The sequence below is a fragment of the Alicyclobacillus fructus genome (assembly GCF_017329605.1).
In the GTDB taxonomy this organism is placed as follows: domain Bacteria; phylum Bacillota; class Bacilli; order Alicyclobacillales; family Alicyclobacillaceae; genus Alicyclobacillus; species Alicyclobacillus fructus.
In genome coordinates this window covers 1-23,411 of sequence record NZ_JAFMTY010000029.1, presented here as the reverse complement: position 1 = coordinate 23,411, position 23,411 = coordinate 1, and the positions used below count along the sequence as shown (strand labels likewise).

The following is a 23,411-nucleotide window of genomic DNA, read 5'->3' as shown; positions in this document are numbered from 1 at the left end:
ATCGTCGCAGAGGAAGCCTCCTGAAAGAATATCCACGATATTCCATGATTGACGAAGGGAAGGTCCGGGTTCCTTTTTTGCCATTTTCACGGTAGGAGGCGCGAGAAGAAGATGCGTCGGTCCGACATGCTACAGATTCAATACGAGAGGTTTTATCTACCTGCTTATCGGTTGATTGAACGGTTTGTTCATCCTGAAAGCACTTTGAGCTACATCATATGGAACAAAGAGTTTGAAAAAGAATGGGAACAAGCTTTTGACTCAATGAAGGCGTTGGTTGAAGACGCTAAGGATTATGTCTCGAAGTTGACCTATGAGCTGTTTGCTCAACCATACGAGGATTTGGACATCAAGAAACGAAATTTTGTTAAATTCTGCAACAACGTTGTTATTCGTTATCTCGAGTCCAAGAAGGTATACGAGGACGAAGACATCAAACGACAATATGGTGGTCGTGTATTTTGGCTAATTGCGGAACTTCGTAAAAGGAGACCACCAGACGTAACTAGGCGTGAATGGTCAATGCGGAGATTTTGGATGATTTCCGATGTGTTGGAGCCTTGGATTCGTTGGTGGCCTATGGCAATTCTATTTCTTGAGGCAATTATATGTGGTTATGTGGTATGGCGAGTGCACCAGATAGAGATAATGCAACATCATCAAACTTAGCGGCGCGGAGACCCCTGCCTTTAGGCATGGGGAGGAGCGCCGCGTTCTCCTTTTTTGTTGGCTCTCCGGTTGACCAGAGGGCCTTCGTTTTGTCTGCCATTCACCCCTCCAAGTGAGGGGGGTGAATGGCATGGAGCTCACTCGTACCATCCGCGTTCGACTGGATCCAACGCCGGAACAAACTTCTGCGCTGGCTCGCACCGTCGAGGCCAATCGTCAGGCGCTCGATTACGTGAGTCGCATCGCCTTCGAGCGCAAGATCCGAAACCGTGTCGCCTTGCACCGCGCCGCATATCGAGCCATACGCAGTTTGTACAGCTTACCATCGCAGATGGCCTGCACGGTTTGTCGCATCGTGGCAGGTGTCTACAGGAGCATGAAGTCGAACAGAAGCGAGAACACACCCGCGGAGTTCAAACGAGCGAAGCCCGTGTTCCAATGGAATCGGGACTACGTGCTACGAGACGGCTTGGCACACATCACAACGCTCGACGGCCGCCTGCGGATCCCGTTCTGCGAGGAGCCTCCATACCAGCGGTATCTTCAGGACGGCTGGACCTTCGGTGCAGCCGAACTCGTTCAAAAGCGACACGGATGGTTTTTGCATGTGTCCGTGTCGAAGACGGTTCCGGATCCCGTCGGCGATTTTGACGCCGTGATCGGCGTTGACCAGGGCATGCGCTTCCTTGTGACGGCCTCTTGTGGCAATGAGGTGATGTTCATTCGTGGCGGCAAGGTCAAGCAGACCCGTCTCCACTACGTCCGTCTGCGCGCATCCTTGCAGCGCAAAGGCACTCGCTCGGCCAAGCGCCGCCTGAAGGCGATCGGTCGAAGAGAATCCCGTTTCATGACGGACGTCAACCACCAAATCGCTAAGGCTGTGGTCCGCTTCGCAAAGGCCCAAGGTCAACGTCCGCTCATTGTGCTTGAGGATCTCACAGGCAGCAACCTGTCCGTCCGGTTTCGGATGAAGGATCAATACTGGCGCATGAGTTGGGCGTTCCGACAGTTGACGGACTTCATCCGCTACAAGGCGGAAGAAGCCGGGATCGCTGTTATGTTGATTGATCCGACAGGCACAAGCGAGACCTGCCCGAAGTGCGGACACTGCGAAACCGCAAATCGGAGCCGCAAGCGTCACGAATTCCGTTGCAAGAAGTGCGGCTATCGATGCAACGACGATTTGGCCGCAAGCCGCATGATCGCTCAAAGAGGTTTGGAATGCTTGCGGCAGAGTCAGAGCGCATGACGCTTGGCTCGGGGGCGCTGTCAACCGTCCCTTGTGCTCTCTCGACAGTTGTCGAGATCGAGCAAGCCCCTGGCTTGAGCCATGGGGTAGTTGACTCGTTTCATCAAGGAATTTCGTCAGGGGCTTGAACCTCTTTCGCTTGTTGCTTCGCATCAAGGTAGAGAAGGTTCGATTCGAATCAAAAATAATCGATTGTCTCGCTTTTCACGCTAATGTATTGAAGGAGGAGATTTGTGTGAGCGAGATGAGCATTCACCGTCTGAAACGCCATCCGAAGAACGAAGAATACTATGCGGATCTGACGGGTGAGAAGTACGAAGAACTGAAGCGCAGCATCGAAGTCCATGGCATTCGCGACCCACTGAAGATCCTTCCTGATGGAACGATCCTGGCCGGTCACCAACGGTATCGAATCGCGAAGGAGCTCGGGATCGAGCAGGTGCCGGTGGCGATTTACGACGTGTCGCCTGAAGAGGCGGAGTACCTTTTGATTGCTGATAACGAAGAGCGGCGCGGCGAGGACAATGACCCGATGCGCAAAGCGCGAAGGGCGAAGTTTTTGGCGGAGTACTGGGGCGTGCAGAGAGGAGGAGATCGTCGATCAAAAGACCAAATTGGTCTTTTGAAAACACTAGACGATATCGCTGATTCAATAGGAGAAAGTAAAACGAACACGAAACGCCTCATCAAGCTAAACAATCTCATTCCAGAACTTCAAGCTTTGGTCTCCTCAGGAAAGCTCGGCACAAGCGCCGCCGAGCAGTTGGCGTACCTAAGCCCGGAAATCCAGCGTACCTTGTATGAAGCGTTGGGAGAGGAGATCGCGAACCGCACGTTCGCAGAGACCAAGGAATTGCGGCGGAGACTCGAAGAGGCGGAACGTCGCGACCAGGAAACGGCGCGGTTGCAGGCGGAACTCGCGGAGTTACGTGAGCAGGGACGGGAGGAAGATCGCCAGAAGATCGAGCAGTTGGAACGTCGAATCCGGGATCTCCAGGCTCAGAGTTGGCGCGTGGTCACGCTAGAGCAGGAACTGACCGCATTGCGAGAACGCGGAAGGAAAGAGGACCGCGAGCGAATTGCCGAGTTGGAGCAGGAGATCGAGGAACTGAAGAATCGGCCCGTAGAGCGCGTCGAGGTGGTGCCGGATTCGGTCCAACAAGAGATCGAGGCGTGGAAGCGGCGGGCGGTGGAGATTGAACAGCAAAAACGAGAGCTTGAGTCGAAGTATCAAGCGACCGAACAGTTGCTGGCGCGTTACGAACAAAAGATCCAGGAGCTGCGTCAAGGTGCGCCTGTCGTGCAACTCCAAGTGCCTCCTGCACTCCAAAAGATCGAAGACGAACATGAAGCGCGTGTTCAGCGTCGCAAGCTCTATACGAAGTTGGAACGCGCGGTCATGGACATTTGGACGGTCTGTCATCAAACAGATGGTGACGTGGACTGGGTTGTGGACGAGTTCTATCGACAGCAACGAGTCGGGCCAAACGGCATGGACGGGTTTGAGGAAGTCAGCGCGTTTATGGCCAAAATTGTCGACGCACTCCACGCCACTCAGCGACCGAGGTTGTTGAAATGACAGATGTGACATGTCGGCGACGTGCCTGAGATCATCGGGCCGTCGCCGTTTTGTTTTGTCCTGCAACTCCCCATCTGGTGAAAGGGGTGTGATCGCCAGATGGCACAAGGACAAGAGCAAATGTTGGTGTATCCGATGGAGATGTTGCAGGAGTTGTCGTATCGCATCACCTTCACCGACAAGAAGACCGGGAAGCAGAATCGCGATCTCGTGGAGCCGTATGCACGCAGAGTGTTCACGCCCGAGAAGGGATGGAACGCATTTTACAATGACTACTACTGCACAGCGCTGCGCAGGATACGTGTTTTAGGTCGAAAGGTTCGGGCGATGGTACCGTATCGGCAACAAGGGGCGAAGTTCGCGCATGCGACTTTGCCGTTTGCCGACTTGGAGACGTTGGTCAAGCAAAAGCAGTATTTGGAGACCATGATCGCGGCCTTCATGGACGAAGCGAAGTACATCGACGATCTGATTGCCTATCAAGTCCAGCACGGCAAGCCCGCGGGCGTGTTGGTGGATGGTAGGATTGCGGATTTGCTGGATGGGCAACAACCCTTCTCGCTGACGATGTAAACCGCGGTCGGAGGGATGGAGAATGATCAGAGATATGGAGTCGGTCATTCTGGAATTCCATCAAAAGGCGTATGAGTTGGTGCGAGCGCATGCCGATGCCACCGAAGAGGAGATCACCAAACTTGGGGAGCCTCTCGCGGACGAATACTTCCGAAAACTGATGGATGCGGATCCGCTGGCCCGCTATGCGCAATTGGAGTATACGCGAAGCTTAGCGGAACACGCGCGGGTCGAGCTCGAATATGTCGTTTGGTACTTGGAAAACAAGGATCGCATCCCTTCAGATGTGGAGCCGTTGTACACCGATTTTCTTGCGATGTTTGAAGGACGCGGATGGGATTTGCCGCGAGCTCGGCGGTTGTTAGAGGAGCTGGAGACTCAGATTGACGAGATCGATGTGGAAATTCGACGTTTTCTGGATGCACATAACGAACAACTTACGCGAATGCTTTTCGATGACCGCGCCTACGATTTTGTGAAGAAGATGCTGAAGAAGAGGAACACTCTGGTTTAACTATTCGTAAAATGGTAAACTAAGGTTGGCATCAACCTTTGGGGGCACCCCCTGCCCGAGAGGGAGGGGGTGGGAGCGATGAGTGTCGCCGATGCGATTACGCTGATGGTCCAATTCGGATCATTCGTCGTGTCGCTCGTCACGCTTGTCGTAACCCTGGTCCGGAAACACAAGTGACCGCCCCCTGAGGTTCGCGCCGATGGGGCGGTCACTTGCCCGTACTACAAAACGGGCAGGGGCAACGCCCGAGGCGTTGATGCCCGGGAGTCGGTGTTGCCGCACCGGCTCCTGATTTCATGTTTAGTTTACCACAGGGCGAATATACCTGGGAAGGCTGTCCGTGAACCCGCCCGCTTGTCCTGCATTCCCCGCCGCGTACGAGAGGAGACCATCGTTCTGGAAAGGAGGTGTTCACGTGGCCGAAGTGCGGTTTTTCGAAGGCCCCGTTTCTTTGGAAGATCTAATTGTCATCCCGAACAAACTCAAAGCGCAGTTTTTCGTTCCTCAGTCCCAGATTGTGGACAAACGCGAAGTCTTGTTCACGCTGGGGCAGGTGTTGCAGCGCACGTGGGTTGACCACAAGGCGAAACAACTGGACGCTGCGACAGGCGTCTTCTATCGCAAAGGACTTTCCGATGTGCACTACGAGCTTTGGATCGAGCCAACGAATCTGCTCAGAAAGTCAGACGGAGTGCCGCTCCAAAAGGTTGGACTGTTCCTGATGTTTCTGGACGACGCTGAACTGGATGTTCGGCTTGCGATAGACCGCGTTGAGCATCTGCTTCGCCCGGTCGCAAGCGAGTTCGACTGGACGAGGCGACGGAACTGGGCGCATCACAGTGGCGCGGTTGTGGCCCGCGAATCGGATTGAGAAGCCCGCTTCGGCGGGCCTTTCTTTTTGCCCTGCACCGCCCCTGATGATGGGGTGGTGGTGCGGCGTGAATATGGTCAGTTTATGCAGCGGTGTCGGATGCATCGACTTAGCTGCGTCATGGTATGGAATCCGAACCGTCCTGTTTTGCGAAATTGATCCGTATTGCCAGCAAGTCCTCGCGAAGCGTTTTCCAGGAGTTCCTCTTATACCAGACATTCGAGACGTAACCCCCGAGCGGGTTCGGGAGGCGACTGGGCTTGAGCAAATCGATATTGTTTGTGGAGGGTGGCCGTGCCAGCCACACAGCGTGGCCGGAAAACGGTTGGGCGCTCAGGACGAACGGGATCTTTGGCCCGAGTTCCGGCGAGTGCTTCGCGATCTTAAGCCCCGATGGTTTGTGGGTGAAAATGTCCCAGGGATCTTGTCAACTGATGCTGGACGGTTCTTTGGAAGCGTTCTCCGGGACCTGGCCGAAATGGGGTTTGATGTACGATGGGGCGTGCATGGCGCATGTGACGTGGGTGCGCCGCATCGACGAGACCGAGTGTTCTTACTGGCCTACGCCCATGAAAAGTGACGTGGAAGGCGGGCGCGCGCTGCCTGCCGGGACCTCCGTCACCGGCATTCGCCCGAACGGCACGAAGGCCACGGTCGGACTTCCGAACGCCGTTGCCATCCAGTCCAATCGCTGGCCCACGCCGCAAGCGCGTGATTACCGGAGTGGTGACACTTTCGAATCAACCAGGGCAAAACGCAAACGTGAGGACGGATGGACACCTAACTTAAACGACATGGTTCTCTGGGGAACGCCTAAGTCCAGCGAACACAAGGGGAGCGGCCCATACGGAAGTCCATCATGGCGTCGAGATTTGGAGCGCTACAATTTAAAAGCACAGGTTATGGAACCCCATGCTCCCGGCCAACTCAATCCCGACTGGGTAGAGTGTTTGATGGGCCTGCCGATCGGCTGGACGGACATCGACAAGGGCAACGACGAATTGCGTGTTGTTCCGTGGCCTGCGGGTTATGGAGAGGCGCAGTACGAGTGGGAGCCACCGCGAACGACAACAAATCGGCGTCATCGCGTCAAGCGCTTAAAAGCTCTTGGGAACGGGGTTGTGCCTGCGCAGATTGCGCCGATATTTGCAGAACTGGTTCGTTTGGAGAGCGAGCAACAGCAAAATTGAAATTTTGCCCGCTTCGGCGGGCCTTTCTTTTTGCCCTGCATGACGTCGTGGGATGGGAACACAAGAAGATCGAGAAGGAGTGGTGATGATTGAGGGCGAAAATGGAATTGTGGTACATGGCGCTCGGTGGCATTTGGGTCATTGGGCACTTTGTCCATCTCAGCACTTGGGGACGCGTGTTGTGTGGATTGGCTTATTTGTTCCTATCGTGGCTGTTCTACCTGTCCGTTCGGGTCAACGACTTGGACCGCACCGATCCGCTGGGTGTGTTGTATGTATTAGGCCCCTACGGGATGTTTTTTCTCTCGTTGGCTATCACACCGAGCATCCCTCTGGTGGCGCTGATCCCGATTTATTTCGTTTGGGGCTGGATCAGCACGTCCTACGCGGGGCACTTCGCGTTTGAGAAGAAGGGTGGAAACGAGTTGGAGATTCTAGCGGTGGTCGTGTTTCCGCATGTGGTGGTGTGGGAAGATTTTCATCTGGAGGATTTGGGGAAGAAGGTATGTTAAGCGGAATTTCGTGCGTGTTGGCTGGAATTTTGCACACGTTTCTCTGCACCTTTCCTCGAACGCTTGTCGGCTGGATTGTGGCGTCAGCAACCGTGTGGCCGCAGTTGTATGTTCGTATCATGATCCACGAATTAGGCCATTACGTTATGCGGCGGGTGTTTGGCGTGCCCACAGAGCGAGTGATATTCGGTAGCGGTAAGAGATTCCTGCGAGTCGGGCGTTTTGAGTTTCGGCCTCTCCCGTTGGGTGGATACAACCTTCCGTATACGTATTGCTCAGACGTTTCTGTGAAGAAGAAAATCTGGGTGTATCGCGCGGGCATGCTGGCTAATTTCCTTACCATATGGCTGTGGATCCACAATCCCTTCTGGGTGTTGATGAACCTGTGGGCAATCTGGACGGATTCGCGTGTCACCGTGCAACAGGAGACGGGATACGTTTCCGACGGCGCGTGGATTGCGTTGCTTCGGGGGAGGTTTCGGTTGCCGGAAGGATTCGATCCCTGTAAGACGCCGCCACAAGTATAATGTCTCTTGCCTCCTCTCGTTTTCTCGTGTTGCGCGAGTTTGAGAGCCCCCAGTAAACTAGGAGTTGCATGCCAAAGTTGGGGGAGATGGTTCGTGTTCGTTGCGCCACTGGTCGATCTCGTTTCACATCATCCCGTACATTCCACACATTCCGCAGTCCATCGCGTCTCCTCCGCGCCCAACTCCCAAGCCATTCAGGTGCGTTCTCTTGTCGTGGACGGAGAGCCCGTGAATGAGGTCATCATCAATGTTCGCGATCCGCACATTGAGGTTCAACCCGCTATCGCGAATCACGAGCTTGGCACCACGGCTACGTTGGCTCAGATTGCCCAGCAGAATCACGCGATCGCCGCGATCAACGGCACGTTCTTCGACGCGGGTGGCGACAACTTCCCGGCCGGGGCTTTGGAAATCAACGGCCAATTCGTGTACAACGAGAAGGGCACGCTTCTCGGCATTGGCGCTCAGGGCCAGCTTACGATGCTACGTGCGACTGAGGAGCTGTCGCTGAACGTCTACGATCCTACGAATCCGATCAGCAACATGTGGCCCTGGTTTCTCAACACCTTGAGCACCAACCCTATGCGGGTCAGCGTGTTGACGCCGTTCTACGGGCCGCGCACTCGCGATTCGTCGTCTGTCGTGGCGGAAGTGGAGAATAACAAGATCGTTGCGATCCACGACGGCATCACACCAATTCCAAGCAATGGCTACGACATCGAGATTGGCGCGGGAGAGGCGAAAACCCCCATCATGCAGCGGGTCCATGTGGGGGATCGGGCAGTGTGGGGAGATACTGTAGTTTCACTGGACACAGGAAAGACTGTACCGTTCAGTGCTTATCCAAACGCCATTGGAGCCGGTCCCATGTTGCTTAACAATGGCCGCATCGACATCGAGCCAGCAAAAGAAGGACTGGATAACTACGAAGTCGTGGACGCGGTGACACTGCGCTCGGTGGTCGGCTTCAATTCGTCCGGGCAGTTGGTGTTTTTGACGATTCACGACGCGAATGTATACCAGGAAGCTCAGATCGCCAAAGCGCTCGGTTTGACATACGCGATGAACCTTGACGGGGGGAGTTCAACAGGACTGTGGTATGAGGGGCGCTACTTGACGGTTCCGCAGCGAGCCTTGGCGACTGCGATCGTGGTGGAAGAGAGGTAACACATGCACTCCAATTAACAGCCTTGCGTCGAAAGGTGGCGCAGGGCTGTTTTTATGCCGTTTTGCCCTGCAGACATCGCTCTTCGGAGGGGGCGATCTCTCATGCAACAAACCTGGGCAGTCTTCGCAAACGGTATGCAGGTTCGTGTCTTCTGGGTGGACGGTGAACCGCTCTTCGACGCAGCGGGCGTCTGTGAGGCGGTGGGGATGCGCAATGTCGAGAAGGCACTCCGAAAGCTCGACGACGATGAGAAGGGCGCGGTGGTGATCGAAGGGCCGGGCGGACGCGAGGAGATCCCCGTGGTGCGCGAATCGGGCATGCTGAGGCTCACGTTGTTGGGGAAGAACGAGCACGCGCGCGCGTTCCAGCGTTGGGTGCTGCGCGAGGTCCTGCCAAGCGCACTTCACGATGAATCTCAGTACGGCGAGGAGAAATTGCGGGCGCAAAAGACCGCGCTTCTCGTCGATCTCCTCACCACGTTCCAAGAACGACTCTCCGACGAGGCGGTTGAGCGCCTTGTGACGGCTGTGGCGGATGTATTGCGCGACGAGAAGGGGTGATCTTCGGATGGTGAGGTTCTTCGGATGGCGAGCATCTACACGCCGTGCGCTCGGTATCCTCATTCCGGCGGTCGCGCTGAGTGTGAGCGCATACTGGAGCTTGCTGCTCCACTGGCGGGCGTGTGCGATGTGCTGGTCGGAGCGTCTATTGCTGGTCGCGGCGCTCCTCGGTTGGTTCGCCAACAATCGGTGGATGGCGCTGTTCGCACCGCTCCTTGGCTTCGGAATCGCGTCGGCGCAGTGGTGGATGCAGTTGCACGCGGTACGCGCGCTCTTCTGTTCTGTGACGACTCCTTGCGATGTCTCATACCTCCACCTGGGGCCGCTCACGACTGCCGGACTCGCTGATCTCGTATTCTTTCTGCTGTTGTTGCTTGGCGTGGATTCATTCGCGCATCGACCGAAGCGAGCGGAGATGATTCCGTTTCCACGCAAGGCGGAATAGGCGACTGTGGATTGTCCTTTGCGGGCTGCGGTTCCTGCGCCTCCTGCCCGTAGTATAATAGCCGCAGAGCCAAAAGAGGAAAATTTTCAATCCTCCTATTGCAATTTTCATCCATTTGGATTATCCTAATAACAGGAAAAGATAATATGATCCATTTAAGGATGGATAATAAAGAATATTGTTTTGAATGGGAGTGAGAGACGATGAAGAAGATGGCTTGGAAGGCTGCGCTGGCGCTTGCGGCTGCCGCGCCGATGGCGGCAGTTGCCCCGACGGCGTTTGCGGCGCAGCAGACGTACAAGTATTACCCGACGGTGATCGTGGTTAACGATGTGCCGCAGAGCACGCCGGAGCACATTGTGGCGGTGGATCCGTTCGGGGGCGGGACTGGTCAGGCGACGTCGTTCCTGCCGATCTACTACGTGGATAAGGCACTGGCGCAGCTCGGCATTCGGGCGGAATGGAACGGCGGCAAGGGCGTGTTGAACCTCGTCGCGCCGAGCACGGTCAAGGTGAGCTACCCGAGCAACGTGGAGTCGGTGCCGATCACGAGCGGGACGATGGTGATTGAGGTCAATGGGAAGCCTGTGATCTACGCGCCGAGGATCACCTATCAGGACTACGGGGCGAAGGACGAGACGACGTTTGTGCCGATCTACTATCTGGAGCAGGCCCTGGGCGACATGGGCGTGCAGACCGACTGGCAGAACGGCTCGGAGTGGGACATGACGCTCCAGAGCGTGGCCGCTGGCGCGGATCAATCGACCACGTATGAGACCCAGCAGCAGATGGCGGATGCGATGTGGCAGCTGTTTGATGGGTTGCCGAAGATGGAGTGGGTGCAGCAGGTTCCCACTGGCGTCATGGTCAATGGCAATGCAACGATTGTAAATGAGACGATGTATTCTGGCACGGGAGTCGTCACTGGATACCCGACGATGCAGCAGGTTGGCGTGACGCCTGACCCGAATGCGCCCGTGACGGCGGGGCAGGTGGCGACGTGGCTGGCGGACTGGGCGGCGAATGCGGTGCCGTATACCAATGGGGGACTCGCTCCAAGCGGCAATGTCCAGACGTTCTTGACGTACCAAGGTGTCACCGATCCGTTCACGTGGGCGGAGGACAATGATCTGTTCCAGGGTACCGGCATTACCGATCCAAATGCCCAGTTGACCACCAGTGAGGCGCAGACGGTCTTGAGCAATCTCCAGTGGTGGCTGGACGGGTACAAGGAGCAGAACGGCGTGTACACGCTCCATGCGCCGATTGGGTATGGCGTACCAGGTGGATTGACGCCAGAAGATCAACAGGCTTATCGAATTGCGGTGCGAGCTTTTAATCAAATTAAGCTGTGGCTCGTCGGTAACCAGGTGAATGTGGAGCTTCCGTATACGGGGAACTCGCAGGATTTTTACAATGTGTCTTCCTCCAGAGTGCCAGAGGATGTGACGACGGAGTATTACGCACCTTCGGTCAGTCTCTCCAACGCGAGCCAGTATGAAGGCGGAACGACGATCTCGTTTGTAAAGCCAAATGAACTCGATTTTCTCATTGGATCGTATGTTGGAATGTGTTATCCAAATGTTACTCCTGACATCACCGTAGATTACAGAGAATAATTCGTAACCTGAGCGCGTCTCAGTCGAGGCGCGCATTTTTTTGCCTGTTTTGCATGCCGCCCTTCCTATGAGTAGGAAGGGGTGATTGTGTGCGCTGGAAATTGAAAGCGTCCCAAATGGGACTGGCAGGGGCGGCGGCACTCACAGCGTTTTCCGCTTTGTCGCCGAATGCTTTTGCCGCACAAGTGATTCAACCCGGAGGAGGGACAAGCGGCTATGGGTACATCGTTGCAGTGAATACGGTGTACACCCAGTTCGGCGGCGTGGTCGGAGAGTTCGCGATTTACGGAAGCGACAAGTTTATGGCATATCAATATCCAGGCACTCAAATATATCCAGGATGGTCGAGTTTCTTTAATGAGAAACTCTACTCCGCTCTCGTCAGTGCGGCGGACGAGATTTCGGGTGCAACGCTGAGTAACGACATTGTGCAGTCCGACATCGTGAGCGACAACAGCCTGAATGGCAACGGGTACTTGGGGTTGCCGTATACGGAAGTCTCGTCAGTCGCTAGTGAATTGGGCGGAAATGCTCAGTATGTCATGAATCAAGTGACGCCATATGAATACTCCCTATACGACACGGATGGGGGTGTTCCCCAACAAACCCTTGTCCCCTTCGCCCTTGTCGTCAACGAATCCGGTGCGGAAATGGATCCATCCGGGAGCCATGTGACGCCGACGGGAAATTATTACGGGAATGACCCGATCGAACATTCCACATTCTACGTGATCCCATCCAAGCCCCCCACCGCGCAGAGCCTCACGGCTCAGGTGCAGGGGACGACGGTCAACCTGAGCTTCACAGTGAATGTGCCGCTGTGGAACACCCTCGCCAACTACCACTACGACGCGGTCGAGATCACGAATGCGGACACCGGGCAGACGCAATGGCTGGCGGGATACGGCTATCAAGAAGGAAGCGGAAGCCTGTCGCAAATGCAGGCTGAACCGGGCACGCAGGGAACTTTCACCGATACGTTTCAGGCCGAGTACCTGTCTCCAGGGCACTACACTGCCGCTGCGTGGGTGGCGGACGGCGTGGATCGGGTGTCCGGGCCTGTGACGACCACGTTCACGATCCAAGGGACCCCAGGTACCGGCGGCGGCGGTGGTGGCGGCGGGTCGTATGCCATCACACTGACCGCTTCCAACACCGCCCCCACGGTGGGGCAGTCGGTGACGCTGACGGCACAAGCGAATGGCTTGAGTAATAGCGGGCTGCCGAACGGAGACAGCTACTGGATCGTAATTAACGATCAGAAGGATGCGGGGACGCTGCAGGGCGGCTCCAACCAGTATCAAGGAGGGTACGATGCGTCGACCGCCTCGACGAGCGCGGTTTCCAATCATCCCTTGACGGATACCTACGTGGCGGACCTCATCGACGGCGCAACGGGGCAAATTGTCGGCACGTCGAATTCGGTACAGGTGACTTGGAGCAGTCCCAGTTCGCCGTCGCCGCCGCCAGCGCCGCCGCCATCGTCTTCGTCGCCGCAGACCCTCCAGCTTACCTTGTCGGCCAATCCGACTAAGCTCCCGGTAGGACAGGCGACAACCTTGACCGTGACGGTCACGAACCCGAATGCCTCCTACTACCCCGGGAGTTATTACCTTGCGATTTTCAATGACACCACGGGACAAGACGTGTTACCAGGGTATGTGGACTTACTTACCGTGAATCCGCCTCCCAACGGATCGCAAGTGATTGATACGATCACGGTGACAGAAAACAGCCCGCAGAGCGACGAGTTCATAGCCACCCTTTACTCACCACAGCGAGGGTTGGCCCCTGGGGAACCAATCACAGGGTCTCCCGTGCCTTATGTGTCATCCAATACGGTGACCGTCACATGGCAAAGTGGAATCGTGGTCACGCTGACCGCTTCACCGACGACGTTGACGGTGGGGCAAGCGACGACGTTGACGGCGACTGTCGAGGGGGATACGTCGCCGAAGACGACGACGATCTCCATTATTGACACAACGACGGGGCAGGGGATCGGAACGAGTGCTTCGGGCGAGCTATCGTACACCGTCCAGTATGCGTCACAAGAAGCGGGGACGGATGATTTCGTCGCGATCGTGACGGCGTATACCAGCAGTGACGATTATTTGTCCAACACCGTGTCGGTGACGTGGACGACCGCCGGACAGTGTTCCGACGCAAGTTGGACGGTGGGGAATGTCAGCTCCAACAGCGCGGGATTGACGTTCACACACAATGACAACGACACGTACGCATTCACCGTGAACAACGGTGGCAGCCTCAGTGTTCCGGGTGTCGGTGGAAGTGAACAGACCGTGGGCGTGATCCTGACGGGCCAGCCGGGAGAGAGCTACACCGTCACCGCGACCGACACGACGACGAATTGTACCACGTCGACCACCGTGACACTGGCTTCAAACGGCGGCGCACCGATTCAGACGGGCAGCGTCGGCGCGATAGTCTCCGACCAATACACCCAGCTCATGGGCGGTGGCAGCGGCATCTATGCGGCAGGGCCGAATGTCACAGTCGATGCGGGGACGAGCGTGAATTTTAACGTGCAGTTCGTGCAAACCGGCCAGCCTGCTATCTACTACTCCGACTTCGAGGCTCCCAATAACGGGAACCTGCCTGCGGCGACGAACACGGGTTGGAGCGTGGAAATCGTCTCCAGCGGCGGGACGAACGGCGCGGCGCTGAATCAGTCCTTCACCAACGGCTCGGCGTCTGGAAGCGCCAGCGTCAGCACGAGCACGCCGCAGACGGTGACGTACACGGCTAGTCTCATCGACCCGAACGGGGTCACACAAGCCAGCGAAACCTTCCAGATCACGTGGGCGGGTGCCACGGTGAGCGCAAGCCCGACGCAATTGCCGGTGGGTCAGACTTCAACCATCACCGTCAACGCCTATGCGCCGGGGCGAACGGTCACGTTGTACAGCTCGGCTCCCGTGATCCAGGGTGAACAAGAGGCGGAGAGTTGCGGAGGAAAAGGATGCCGTCCAAACGGTAACTATGAAATCACGGTCAACAGCACAGGAACAACCACACTCCAGGCGGTGTCGAATACGGCGCAGGTGGTCCGGTTCTGGGTGACGACCACACCCCCGAACCCACCGAGTCCAACGGATGTCGGAACAGGCACGCAATCACCCGCGATCACGGTTGCATGGGGCAGCAACACGGGAGTCTCGATCACACTCACCGCAACGCCGGGCTCGACCACGTATGGCGGAACCATCACGGAATCGTACAACGTGCAGGGATGGCAGTCGGGGGATGAAGTGATCATCCAAGTGGTCAATGAGAGCCCTCCTACACCAGTCAATGCGAATAATGGAACTTACTTTCCGAACGCCTGGTACACGACCGGGTACACAACACCCGAGGGGTGGGTCTTTCAAGCAGTCTTGACGCAGCCAACTGGGAGCCACAACGAAGCGGAACAGCCGGTCACGCTGAGTGTCGGCATGGGTGGCACCGTCAACGACCAAGGGGATACGCTCACGATCACCTATCAAGCGGAAGTGCTGAATGCGGACGGGCAGTTGCTGGCAGTGAGTAACGAGATCACGCCGACTTGGACACCGACGCAGACGCCGCCACCGGCACCCGACTGCGGTGCGCCGTATGACTCGGATGAGCAATGGACGAGCTACGGCAACGGTTCGGAAGAGCTGACGTGGGTGTACAATGTGCCGACGCCAGAGTACAACGCACAGACGAACTCGTGGCAGTGTGTGGACGTTACGACGCAGGAGTCCCAATACTATCCGGCCTCCGTCAACGACGGCCAGATTTCCGGTTTGTCCTATGACCCCGGTACGCCGGAGGACATGTGGCTCCCGGTGCCGGCGGGTGAGTGGGACAGCGAGCAATGTCCGGGGCTCTTCTGTCAGTATTTCCAGGAGCACGGCTTCACGGGGCTCGAAGGCGGCGGGCCGACCGCGAACCAGATCTCCAGCACGCGCGATATCAACGGCCAAACCTACCACACCTACGGCCCGCCGATTGGCGATCAGACGCCGACGGTGTGGGTGCGCCCGGATGCTGGATTCGGCTTCCGGTACGTGTGGCAAGGACCGCCCAATTCGCTGCCAACGGGCGGTACGGTGAAGTTCACCATGACGAACCCGGACGGCGGGAGCATTACGTGGACGGAGCCACTGACCGTCAATTCCGATACCTTGTACGACGTCGGCGATACGCCGAGCGGCACGCAGGCGCCGGAGATAGCGTCTGAAGTTGTGTCCTGCTGGACGAACGTGCCGAAGGTCGTCTATCTGGCCGGGAAACCGGAACTCACGGCCTGGAGCATCAGCTCGAACCCGACCGTGGCCTATGAGGACGGCGCGCACATCTCGTTCACCATGACGGTGGACACGCCTGCCGGCAACATCACCGTCACGGCGAACAATGTGGCGTGCACGTTCGGCTGGCCTGCGTATTGGTTCACGCACATCATCAGCGAAAGCATCGGCGGCAAGACCTATTGATCTGAGCTCGCAAATCGCCCGCCTGTCTGCCGCAATCGCGGCGGGGCGGGTGGTTTTGCATGGCAGACGAACGGTTTTCAAATGTTTTGGTAAAATAGACAACAAGCAATGGTTCTTGGAGGCCAGAAGGGTGGCTCCCGCCCAGTCTGGTCAGCCGGGTGCAAAACGTGGTCACGTGGGTTGCCCGGTTGCGGCGGTTGGCACCGATCTCACATCTTTCGATGGAATTGGTACGCTTTGACACGCAAAAACTCCAAAACCCAGAGATCCATGGGGTGGAGTACCAGCAAGGCACCCTCTTTGGTTACGAAGTGCGCGAGTACCTGCTGGAGAGGTGGGACCATGCGAGACGATCTCGCCGATCTGATCGAGGAATACGAAGCGAGCCTGGAAGTCGTGAAATCGATCAAGCGCCATCACCAGAAGCAAGATGATCCCGGTAGCTACTTGGCTGTGAAATACTGCGAAAGCATGATCCGGACAACGGAGTATGCCCTGGGGCTCATGGAAGGCACCGTGAGGGTGGAACACCGGGAAATCCCCATTGGAGATATGGGCGTGTTGGATCGGCTGGCGGCGAAACGGGGCTTGTGTGGCAGTGGCGAAATGGATGCGGACGACGAGGATCAGGGGCTAGAGGAAACGTGGTCGGAACGGTTGCCGGTGTCGTGGCGGAGCATTCTGAGCTTGCGCGAAGCGGCGTGCCTGTTGGCCTATGAACGAGGCATGACGTACACGGGCATTGCGCAAGCGCTGTCGATTACGCGCGGGGCGGTGCATTCGTACATTCGCCGCGCGCGGGAGAAACTGAGAAAGGCAGAGGCAGTGCAACTCAGCCTTTTCGACGACGCGCCCGACCTTGGCGCATGAGCAGAGAGCGAAAACTTGCCTGCCAACCCCCTCGGGATAGAGGGGGATTTTTTTATGCGCACAATCTTCTGGTATGACAATCTGCTCTTTCTGGAGAATGGCTCTTCCTTTGCGGTGTACCGGCTTCCAGCCCTGCCGTACGAGCATCAGCCGGAGGCGGTCAAGCGGAGCATCTATCGACAGCTTGAAGTGTTCTTCCAGACCTACCGCGGGTACGGGCAGTTGTTGAGCATCTCGGTGCCGATCTCGAGCGAAGAAGTGCTTACCCGCATGCGCAGCTTCGGGGATCACCCGCATTGGCGAGCGCACATGGAAATGGTGGCAGAGCGCCTGAAGGGACTCACGCCATTTGAACGCTTGACCGTACTTGTGTTGCCGCTGGCTTCGCCTCTCGGCACCGCCTGGTCGCAGGTGCTGGATCGCCCCGACCAGTTGCGTGAGCGCGTGTCGGAACAGTTTGCGAGGTTGTGGGGATTTGCGAAGCGCAGGGTTGCGCGTGTGCAAGCGCCCGTCCTCACGCGGCACGATCTGTTGGTCTCACAGCAAGCGGAGCAGCGGCTGTTCAATCGATTGCAGGCCATCATCCCGATGTTGGAGCGAGCGGCGCCCCAGGACATCGAACGACTGCATCGCGCGCCGTACTGGCGCGGCCTAACCCCATGGCCCCTGGCCTTGCCGGATCCGCTTCCTAAAACGCTGACGGTGGAAGGCCGGGATGTCGTGATTCGGCCTCGTCCCTTGCGTCTGCCGCTCGTGTCGGCGGCGGTGCGGGAAGACACGTTTCGCATTCGCGTTGAGCACGACGACAAACGCACATCCTATCAGTCCGTCATGGCCGTGGCGAGCATGCGGGAACGGCTCGAAGTCATCGGCGACGAGTGGATCTATCAACCGCTCGAAAAGCTTGCGTTCCCTGTCGATGCCTGTGTGCACTTTGAAGTCATCTCCCCGCAACGCGCGCGAGAGATCGTCTATCGCCGCCGAAAAGAAGTCGCCAGCACGGGCGAACAGTACGCCGAAGAGGGTGACGTGCCGTGGGACATCTACGACGGACTCGAAGACGCGCAAGCCCTTGAAGCCAAGCTGAAGGCGGGCATGGCGTTTGCGACGTTCCACGCCTTCTTTGCGGTGGGAGCAGACAGCGAGCTTGAGATGTTGCGGCGTGAAGAAATGCTGAAAGAGCGGCTCCAGGGTTCGGTTCGACTCGTCCATCCGCCCGGTGACGCGCTGAGACTCTGGCAAGCCTTTTTCCCGGGCACGACAGGCGGCGTGGAGAAAGCGTGGGCGATTCCTGCGGATCCGTCGGTGCTCGCGGCCTCCGGTGCACTCGGCACCGCATGGGTCGGTGATCCGACTGGGCAGTGGTTCGCGCGGATGGTGCCAAGCGGAAGGCCCGTGTATGTAAATTGGTATCGCGCGATGCGCGAACTCAACCGCAGTGGCGCTGTGGCGTTTGTGGGCACGCTCGGAAGCGGCAAGTCGGTGGGGATGAAGTATGCGGCGGACACCATGCTCCAATGGGGCGCCATCGGGGCGGTCGTCGATCCGAAACAGGCCGAGTACGGCTCCCTGGTCAAGTTGTGGCCGAACGAGAGCGTGTGGTGGACGTTTGGCGCAGGGAGCGCGTTGCGATTTTCTCCATTTCGCTTGGGGCGGGACGCGAGTGAATCACAGTTGATTGCGGAAGGCTTCCTGGGCGTTCTTCTCAACGTCACCACGCGCCGCGAGGATCAGCGAGCGTCGCTCGTCATCCAACGCGCCCTGCACGCGCTGTATCAAGGTGAACGGTGGGACATGGACCATTTCCTCATGTGTCTGGCCGCCGAGCGCAACAACGCGCAACGGCCGGAGGAAGAACGCAACCTTGCGGATCTCTTTCTCGGACTGCTCGAACATTACCGCACAAGCGAGTTGGGCCGTGCGCTCTATGGAAAAGACGGGGAAGACAACGTGATGGACAGCCGCGCCAAGCTGGTGGTGGCGTCTATCATGGGCCTGGATTTCCCCGATCCCGGAAGTTCACCGGACACGTGGCGTGAAAGTCAGCGCTTTGCGGTCGCCATTCTCTACCTGGTTACGCAGATTGCGTTTCGCCGTCTCATCATGGCTCCGCAAAACGTGCGCAAATTCTTCGCGGTGGATGAGGCATGGATCCTGCGCTCGATTCCAGAAGGCAGGGCGCTCCTCAACCGGATGTTGCTTCTTGGGCGAAGCATGAACCTGGTCCTGATGATGGCGGTGCAGAACCCTGACGTGTTGTTGCCGAAACCGGGGCAGGAAAACGACGACGTGGCGGCGAGCCTCGGATGGACGTTTGTCGGACGGCTTACATCGCGGATCCAGGTCGAGCACGCGGTTCGCTTGCTCGGGTTGCCGCTTGAGAACGAAGAGCAACTGAATCAGTACATCGAAACCTTCCAGGCGTTTGAGAAAGGGCGCGGGTTTTTGCGCGATCCTTTAGGGCGCATTGGCGAGGTGCAGATTGACGTGGTGGATGCGGGGCTCCTCCAAGCCTTCAACACCACGCCGGAAGTGTAGTTTTGCCCTGCAACCCCTCCTCCAGTAGGAGGGGATTTTTTATGAGCACGATCCACATCGACAGACTCAAGCCGCATTCGCCAACTGGATTGGTGGTGCGGCTCTTCGTTTGCCCTGCAACTTGCCATGGGGTAGGAGGGATCAGTCTATGATCGTCATGGCTAGTGGCGGCACACCGCCCACCGAGGCGTCCTCAACCGCGATCACCAGTGGCACCACGACAGGCGCGGGCACGCTTTCGAGCATCCATCAGGTGGTCACGTCCGCCGCCGCGTCGAATACGCTCTTTGGTTATTCGAATCCCACGTCCCCATTTCCCGGCTGGCAGCATCCGTCTCCGAACGACTATACCTTCACGCTGCCGCCAGAAGGGTGGTGGAACACGCTCTTCGGGGGCGGCGCCATCAAGGAAGTCGCGAACTTCATCGCGGACTTGGTGTCGCAGGGGCTGGCGTGGGCTTTCCATATCGCGATCATGATCGCGGTGGACTTCACGAATCCAGCGTGGCTCGTGAACCCCATCTCTCAACGCATGGGAGTTTCATTCTCTCAGGCGTATTCGAATGTGTTTCTACGCTTGCTGCCGTTCCTGTGCCTGGCAGTAGCGATCTACATGGTGTGGCATTATCTCCGAGGACACCACACCAAGATCCTGACGGCGTTTCTCACCACCACGGCGATGGGCGGGCTGCTGTTTGTATTTTTTATGCACTTCGCAGCGATCTTCCAGGTGGTCAACAATCTCTCGGAGAACTTGGACAACACCGTGAGCGAGGCGATCGAATCGGTCGCCGATCTTAGCGCCACCACGATCTACGACGCCGCCTGGAATATTTATGTGCTGGAGCCTTGGGAACTGGCGCAATTCGGACATGAGTCGAACGACCTCGCCAAATTTAACGTATCCAACGCGGCGGTCGGAGAGAGCTATACGACGGATAGCGGGGCTTCCGCAACGATCCAGCCGGGAGATAATTGGGTAGTTCTCTTCATGAAGAACACCACGTCCCAGGCGCGAGACAGCCTGCTGAATGACATCTTGAGTACGTCTCAGCCCTTTGCGGAATCGTCGTGGACGAGTACGAGTGTGAAGAACGCCAATCCGTACAACAACATCATCTTCCTGTTGGTGATGTTCATCCTGGGCTTGCCATGTCTCGCGTTTCTGGCGTTCATGGCGTTTATTCTCTTCGGATTTGAGTTGGCGTTTTTGTTCAGTGCGTTCATGGGCATTTTCGTCTTGCCACTCGGGTTTGTCCCCGAAGTCGGTTGGGGGATCGTGCAGAACTGGGCGAAGAAATCAGTTGGCTTTCTGCTCTTGAAGCTGGCCAATGTGGTGTATATGGCGATCACGTTTCTGCTCGTGACGATCGTGATGGATTCCGTTTCCCTGACCGGTGGCGAGGCAACGCTCATCACGGGAGCCATCACGAGCGGGCTGATCTTTCTGGGGGCGCTCATGATGCGCCATCAGCTCTTCTCGATTTACGTCGAGCCGGTCGTCGCCCGTATTCAAAACGGAGCGATCACGGGCGAAGATGGCAAACCGCGAAGCCTCATGGACGAATGGCGTCAGCGCACCCGCGAAGCGTGGGGGCGGCGTGATCAACGTGACAAGCGTGACGACGACCAAGACAACAAGAGCGGTGGCGGCGGCTCTCTTGCCCAGAAGACCTTGAGCGCAGCATTCAGTGCGATGGGGCGAGGGGGCAGTGGAACTTTCGGCGCGCCTCCTACGGGGAGTGCAGGAAACACTTGGTCTTCGCGCTGGTCTTCCTCCCATGGCGGGGCCGCACCGGGGAATGCGGTTGGGGGCGCATCAGGTGGAACCCCGCATGGAGGGACATCCTCCAGCGGAGGAAGCAGTTCCAATGGAGCAACGTCAGCAGGTTCTTCCACAAGTCGCGCGTCGCAAGGCGGTTCGCCGGCGTCCAGCGCACCCACTGCGGGCGGACAACCGGCGCAACGTGGGCCGTCGACCGCTGACAACGACGATGAAGCCAAGGTCGCAAAGCTTGAGACACAGCAGACTACACCAGAATCTACGGCGAACGAACAACCAGGATCCGAAGTCGAATCCCGTCCAAACGCGGACGTGAAATCGAGCGATGGAGAAGCGCAATTGCCCGAACAAGAGACTGCATCGCTCGGCACGGATGCGGCCTCAGAATCGCGTGATGCGCGTTCGGAGCATGTTGAAGATCGCGAAATACCCGAGTCTCTCTTGGTGCCTTCGAAGAGTACGGCAGATGGGATGGTGAGGCGCGAAGATGAGCCCATGCGGCGTGAAACGGATGACGAGGTGGCGACGTCCTCCTTGGCGGATGCTTTTGCGACACCCGAACCCACATCCCAATCCGAAGCTTCGTCTGCGCAACGTCGCATGACTGACGAATCTTCGCCAGAGCAAGAGGAACGGCAGGTGTCCGCAGAGGACGCGACCGAATCGTCACCCGTGGCGACGGAAGAACAGGATGTGCCATCTCCGCAGTTGGTCTCTGAAGCGTTTGTCGCACCACAAGCCGATGCAGGAGAACGGGTGGAAAGTGCTTCAAGGGCTTCTGAACCTGAAGCCTCCGCAGTGAATCCAGGGACGCTGCGCAAGGACAGCGAAACGAACTCAGTTTCAGACCCCGGAAGCGAGGGAGCGCGCGCAGAGTCTCGTGCGGCGAACCGCTCTGAGTTGCCGGAAGTGGAAGTGGACGATGCGGAAGCCGGCGCGTTGGAGCGAAGCTTTCACACGCCTGCGCCTGTGCAAGAGACGGCGGCGGAAGCGAGTCGGCGGGGAGTGCCTGAAACGCCTGCCTCGGTGGAGCAAGACGAAACGCATACCATGGCGACTGAAGAAACTGGTACGCGCGACGACGCCCCTGCGGTCCAGGTTGAATAGTTTGCCGAAGCACAGACATCGGCTTCGGATACGACGGCAACCAAAACTCGCGAACAAGCGATCGAACGGCAGGCCGATGATTCAGGACGCAACATCACGCTTCGCCCGACGACACACGACGAAGCTCATGTGCCAGCAGACGGACGAGAGGCCACGGGAACGTCCATCGGTGCAGAGTTCACCCAGGCATCGGACGCCGTGAAGCCTGCTGCGCCTTCCGTCCATCCTGCAACGATTCGCCGTATCGAGGGTACCCGTGAATCTGAGGTTTCTGCGAACGCGAAACAAGCGGAGGGCGAGCAAGGATCGACGCCCCCCAGGGCCGCAGAGTCCAAGAACACGCCGAACACGGTGGTGCGGTTGCAACCGAAGGCTTCCCAGGCTTCTTCGCAAACCACTCGAACGAACCCCACGGTTCAACCGCCTGCACGCAACACGCAGCGGCGTGAAGAGCGGACGGAAGCTTCTCGACGCACCTCGCCTGTCGCACCTTCGCGCAGGGTCCCGAATCCGCGTCAACGCGCGCGCATGGGGCAGTCGCTTCGGTTTGATCCGCGACGGAATCGGAATCCGAGAGACAACACCTGAGACTAGGCTCGCCTGGGAAGGCGGGCCTTTTTGCATGCCGTTCCCCTACTGAATAGAGCGGGAAATTCCGCCTGTTACTTCGGGAGGTCGAACAAATGGATACGCTGCTACCCTTTGAGTACGAAGGCAAGCAGGTGCGGGTGGTCATGGTCAATGGCAAGCCGTGGTGGGTGGCAAAGGATGTGTGCCTCGTATTTGGTGATAGCCATTACCGGCGCTCAGTTGCACGTTTGGAGGATGACGAAAAGGGTGTGACACCTTTGCACACCCCTCCGCAAAACGGGCCGCTACGAAATGCCCCATCGCAAGTCCGCCGAAGACGAGGAGATGAAGCGCGAACTGCTGGCTGTCATGCGGATGAACGCGCAAGCGCGCTTAGCCAAGGTCGTGTTGGATGCCGCGCAGAAGTTTCGAGATCAAATCTCGCCTGTCGCTCTCGAATCCCTGCTCTTTGCAGCCGTCAACATGGTATTGAGTCAATACAATGGACACATCAAAATCGAGAATATACAAGATTTCCTGCCCGATGCGCTGCCTGGGCCGTACTTGACATGGAGCCTCCGCG

At 57.6% G+C, this 23,411-nt stretch carries 19 protein-coding genes and 2 pseudogenes; all 21 read left to right on the top strand.

Translation table 11 applies throughout. From position 1 onward, the window contains the following. Positions 1-111: 111 nt before the first annotated feature. On the top strand, positions 112-669 hold the full coding sequence (locus tag J3481_RS13110) for a hypothetical protein (protein WP_206830130.1): 558 nt from the start codon (positions 112-114) through the stop codon (positions 667-669). A gap of 130 nt (positions 670-799) precedes the next feature. Continuing rightward, positions 800-1,918: an RNA-guided endonuclease InsQ/TnpB family protein gene (locus tag J3481_RS13105; RefSeq protein ID WP_206830131.1), complete on the top strand. Its 1,119-nt coding sequence runs from the start codon at positions 800-802 to the stop codon at positions 1,916-1,918. Between the two features lie 244 nt (positions 1,919-2,162). Next, the gene (locus tag J3481_RS13100) at positions 2,163-3,497 is read left to right on the top strand and encodes a ParB N-terminal domain-containing protein (RefSeq protein WP_206830352.1); all 1,335 of its coding nucleotides are present in this window, start codon (positions 2,163-2,165) and stop codon (positions 3,495-3,497) included. Positions 3,498-3,596: 99 nt separating this feature from the next. Beyond that, positions 3,597-4,070, top strand: coding sequence for a hypothetical protein (locus tag J3481_RS13095; protein WP_206830132.1), 474 nt, complete (start codon positions 3,597-3,599; stop codon positions 4,068-4,070). 34 nt (positions 4,071-4,104) lie between these two features. Next, positions 4,105-4,584, top strand: coding sequence for a hypothetical protein (locus tag J3481_RS13090; RefSeq protein ID WP_236011680.1), 480 nt, complete (start codon positions 4,105-4,107; stop codon positions 4,582-4,584). Positions 4,585-4,662: 78 nt separating this feature from the next. Then, a complete protein-coding gene (locus J3481_RS13085; RefSeq protein WP_236011679.1) occupies positions 4,663-4,761 on the top strand; it encodes a putative holin-like toxin in 99 nt (32 codons plus the stop codon). Positions 4,762-4,999: 238 nt separating this feature from the next. After that, complete coding sequence (locus J3481_RS13080) at positions 5,000-5,455, top strand: hypothetical protein (RefSeq protein ID WP_206830134.1); 456 nt, start codon at positions 5,000-5,002, stop codon at positions 5,453-5,455. Positions 5,456-5,501: 46 nt separating this feature from the next. Beyond that, positions 5,502-6,035, top strand: coding sequence for a DNA cytosine methyltransferase (locus tag J3481_RS15095; protein WP_407929337.1), 534 nt, complete (start codon positions 5,502-5,504; stop codon positions 6,033-6,035). Beyond that, a complete protein-coding gene (locus J3481_RS13070; RefSeq protein WP_206830136.1) occupies positions 5,962-6,645 on the top strand; it encodes a hypothetical protein in 684 nt (227 codons plus the stop codon). Before J3481_RS15095 ends, J3481_RS13070 begins: the two co-directional genes overlap by 74 nt. Before the next feature lie 89 nt (positions 6,646-6,734). Beyond that, the gene (locus J3481_RS13065) at positions 6,735-7,157 is read left to right on the top strand and encodes a hypothetical protein (protein WP_206830137.1); all 423 of its coding nucleotides are present in this window, start codon (positions 6,735-6,737) and stop codon (positions 7,155-7,157) included. Then, positions 7,151-7,684, top strand: coding sequence for a site-2 protease family protein (locus J3481_RS15090; RefSeq protein WP_206830138.1), 534 nt, complete (start codon positions 7,151-7,153; stop codon positions 7,682-7,684). The genes J3481_RS13065 and J3481_RS15090 overlap by 7 nt, the downstream gene beginning before the upstream one ends. 228 nt (positions 7,685-7,912) lie before the next feature. Continuing rightward, positions 7,913-8,851 (top strand): phosphodiester glycosidase family protein, encoded by a 939-nt coding sequence (locus J3481_RS13055; RefSeq protein ID WP_012810537.1) that lies wholly within the window; start codon positions 7,913-7,915, stop codon positions 8,849-8,851. A 102-nt stretch (positions 8,852-8,953) separates the two neighbouring features. Next, on the top strand, positions 8,954-9,412 hold the full coding sequence (locus J3481_RS13050; protein WP_041695220.1) for a BRO-N domain-containing protein: 459 nt from the start codon (positions 8,954-8,956) through the stop codon (positions 9,410-9,412). Between the two features lie 7 nt (positions 9,413-9,419). Then, on the top strand, positions 9,420-9,857 hold the full coding sequence (locus J3481_RS13045) for a disulfide bond formation protein B (protein ID WP_236011676.1): 438 nt from the start codon (positions 9,420-9,422) through the stop codon (positions 9,855-9,857). 203 nt (positions 9,858-10,060) lie between these two features. Further along, positions 10,061-11,476, top strand: a complete 1,416-nt coding sequence (locus tag J3481_RS13040) for a hypothetical protein (RefSeq protein WP_206830139.1) — start codon at positions 10,061-10,063, stop codon at positions 11,474-11,476. An 89-nt stretch (positions 11,477-11,565) separates the two neighbouring features. Beyond that, complete coding sequence (locus J3481_RS13035) at positions 11,566-15,960, top strand: hypothetical protein (protein WP_206830140.1); 4,395 nt, start codon at positions 11,566-11,568, stop codon at positions 15,958-15,960. 119 nt (positions 15,961-16,079) lie between these two features. Beyond that, positions 16,080-16,298, top strand: a pseudogene (locus J3481_RS13030) (RRXRR domain-containing protein); the annotation flags it as partial. 4 nt (positions 16,299-16,302) lie between these two features. Then, a complete protein-coding gene (locus J3481_RS13025; protein WP_206830141.1) occupies positions 16,303-16,830 on the top strand; it encodes a sigma factor-like helix-turn-helix DNA-binding protein in 528 nt (175 codons plus the stop codon). Positions 16,831-16,884: 54 nt separating this feature from the next. Next, entirely contained in the window at positions 16,885-19,368 is a 2,484-nt protein-coding gene (locus J3481_RS13020) for an ATP-binding protein (protein ID WP_206830142.1), read from the top strand. Between the two features lie 148 nt (positions 19,369-19,516). Beyond that, positions 19,517-22,258: a hypothetical protein gene (locus tag J3481_RS13015; RefSeq protein ID WP_206830143.1), complete on the top strand. Its 2,742-nt coding sequence runs from the start codon at positions 19,517-19,519 to the stop codon at positions 22,256-22,258. A gap of 915 nt (positions 22,259-23,173) precedes the next feature. Further along, positions 23,174-23,411 (top strand): annotated as a pseudogene (locus tag J3481_RS14740) (hypothetical protein); the annotation flags it as partial.

Coding starts and splice junctions, on each gene's coding strand:
- J3481_RS13085 (WP_236011679.1), top strand. CDS start 4,663: ATGAGTGTCGCCGATGCGATTACGCTGATGGTCCAATTCGGATCATTC.
- J3481_RS13110 (WP_206830130.1), top strand. CDS start 112: ATGCGTCGGTCCGACATGCTACAGATTCAATACGAGAGGTTTTATCTA.
- J3481_RS13040 (WP_206830139.1), top strand. CDS start 10,061: ATGAAGAAGATGGCTTGGAAGGCTGCGCTGGCGCTTGCGGCTGCCGCG.
- J3481_RS13095 (WP_206830132.1), top strand. CDS start 3,597: ATGGCACAAGGACAAGAGCAAATGTTGGTGTATCCGATGGAGATGTTG.
- J3481_RS13100 (WP_206830352.1), top strand. CDS start 2,163: ATGAGCATTCACCGTCTGAAACGCCATCCGAAGAACGAAGAATACTAT.
- J3481_RS13090 (WP_236011680.1), top strand. CDS start 4,105: ATGGAGTCGGTCATTCTGGAATTCCATCAAAAGGCGTATGAGTTGGTG.
- J3481_RS13105 (WP_206830131.1), top strand. CDS start 800: ATGGAGCTCACTCGTACCATCCGCGTTCGACTGGATCCAACGCCGGAA.
- J3481_RS15095 (WP_407929337.1), top strand. CDS start 5,502: ATGATGGGGTGGTGGTGCGGCGTGAATATGGTCAGTTTATGCAGCGGT.
- J3481_RS13045 (WP_236011676.1), top strand. CDS start 9,420: ATGGTGAGGTTCTTCGGATGGCGAGCATCTACACGCCGTGCGCTCGGT.
- J3481_RS13070 (WP_206830136.1), top strand. CDS start 5,962: ATGGCGCATGTGACGTGGGTGCGCCGCATCGACGAGACCGAGTGTTCT.
- J3481_RS15090 (WP_206830138.1), top strand. CDS start 7,151: ATGTTAAGCGGAATTTCGTGCGTGTTGGCTGGAATTTTGCACACGTTT.
- J3481_RS13020 (WP_206830142.1), top strand. CDS start 16,885: ATGCGCACAATCTTCTGGTATGACAATCTGCTCTTTCTGGAGAATGGC.
- J3481_RS13050 (WP_041695220.1), top strand. CDS start 8,954: ATGCAACAAACCTGGGCAGTCTTCGCAAACGGTATGCAGGTTCGTGTC.
- J3481_RS13015 (WP_206830143.1), top strand. CDS start 19,517: ATGATCGTCATGGCTAGTGGCGGCACACCGCCCACCGAGGCGTCCTCA.
- J3481_RS13025 (WP_206830141.1), top strand. CDS start 16,303: ATGCGAGACGATCTCGCCGATCTGATCGAGGAATACGAAGCGAGCCTG.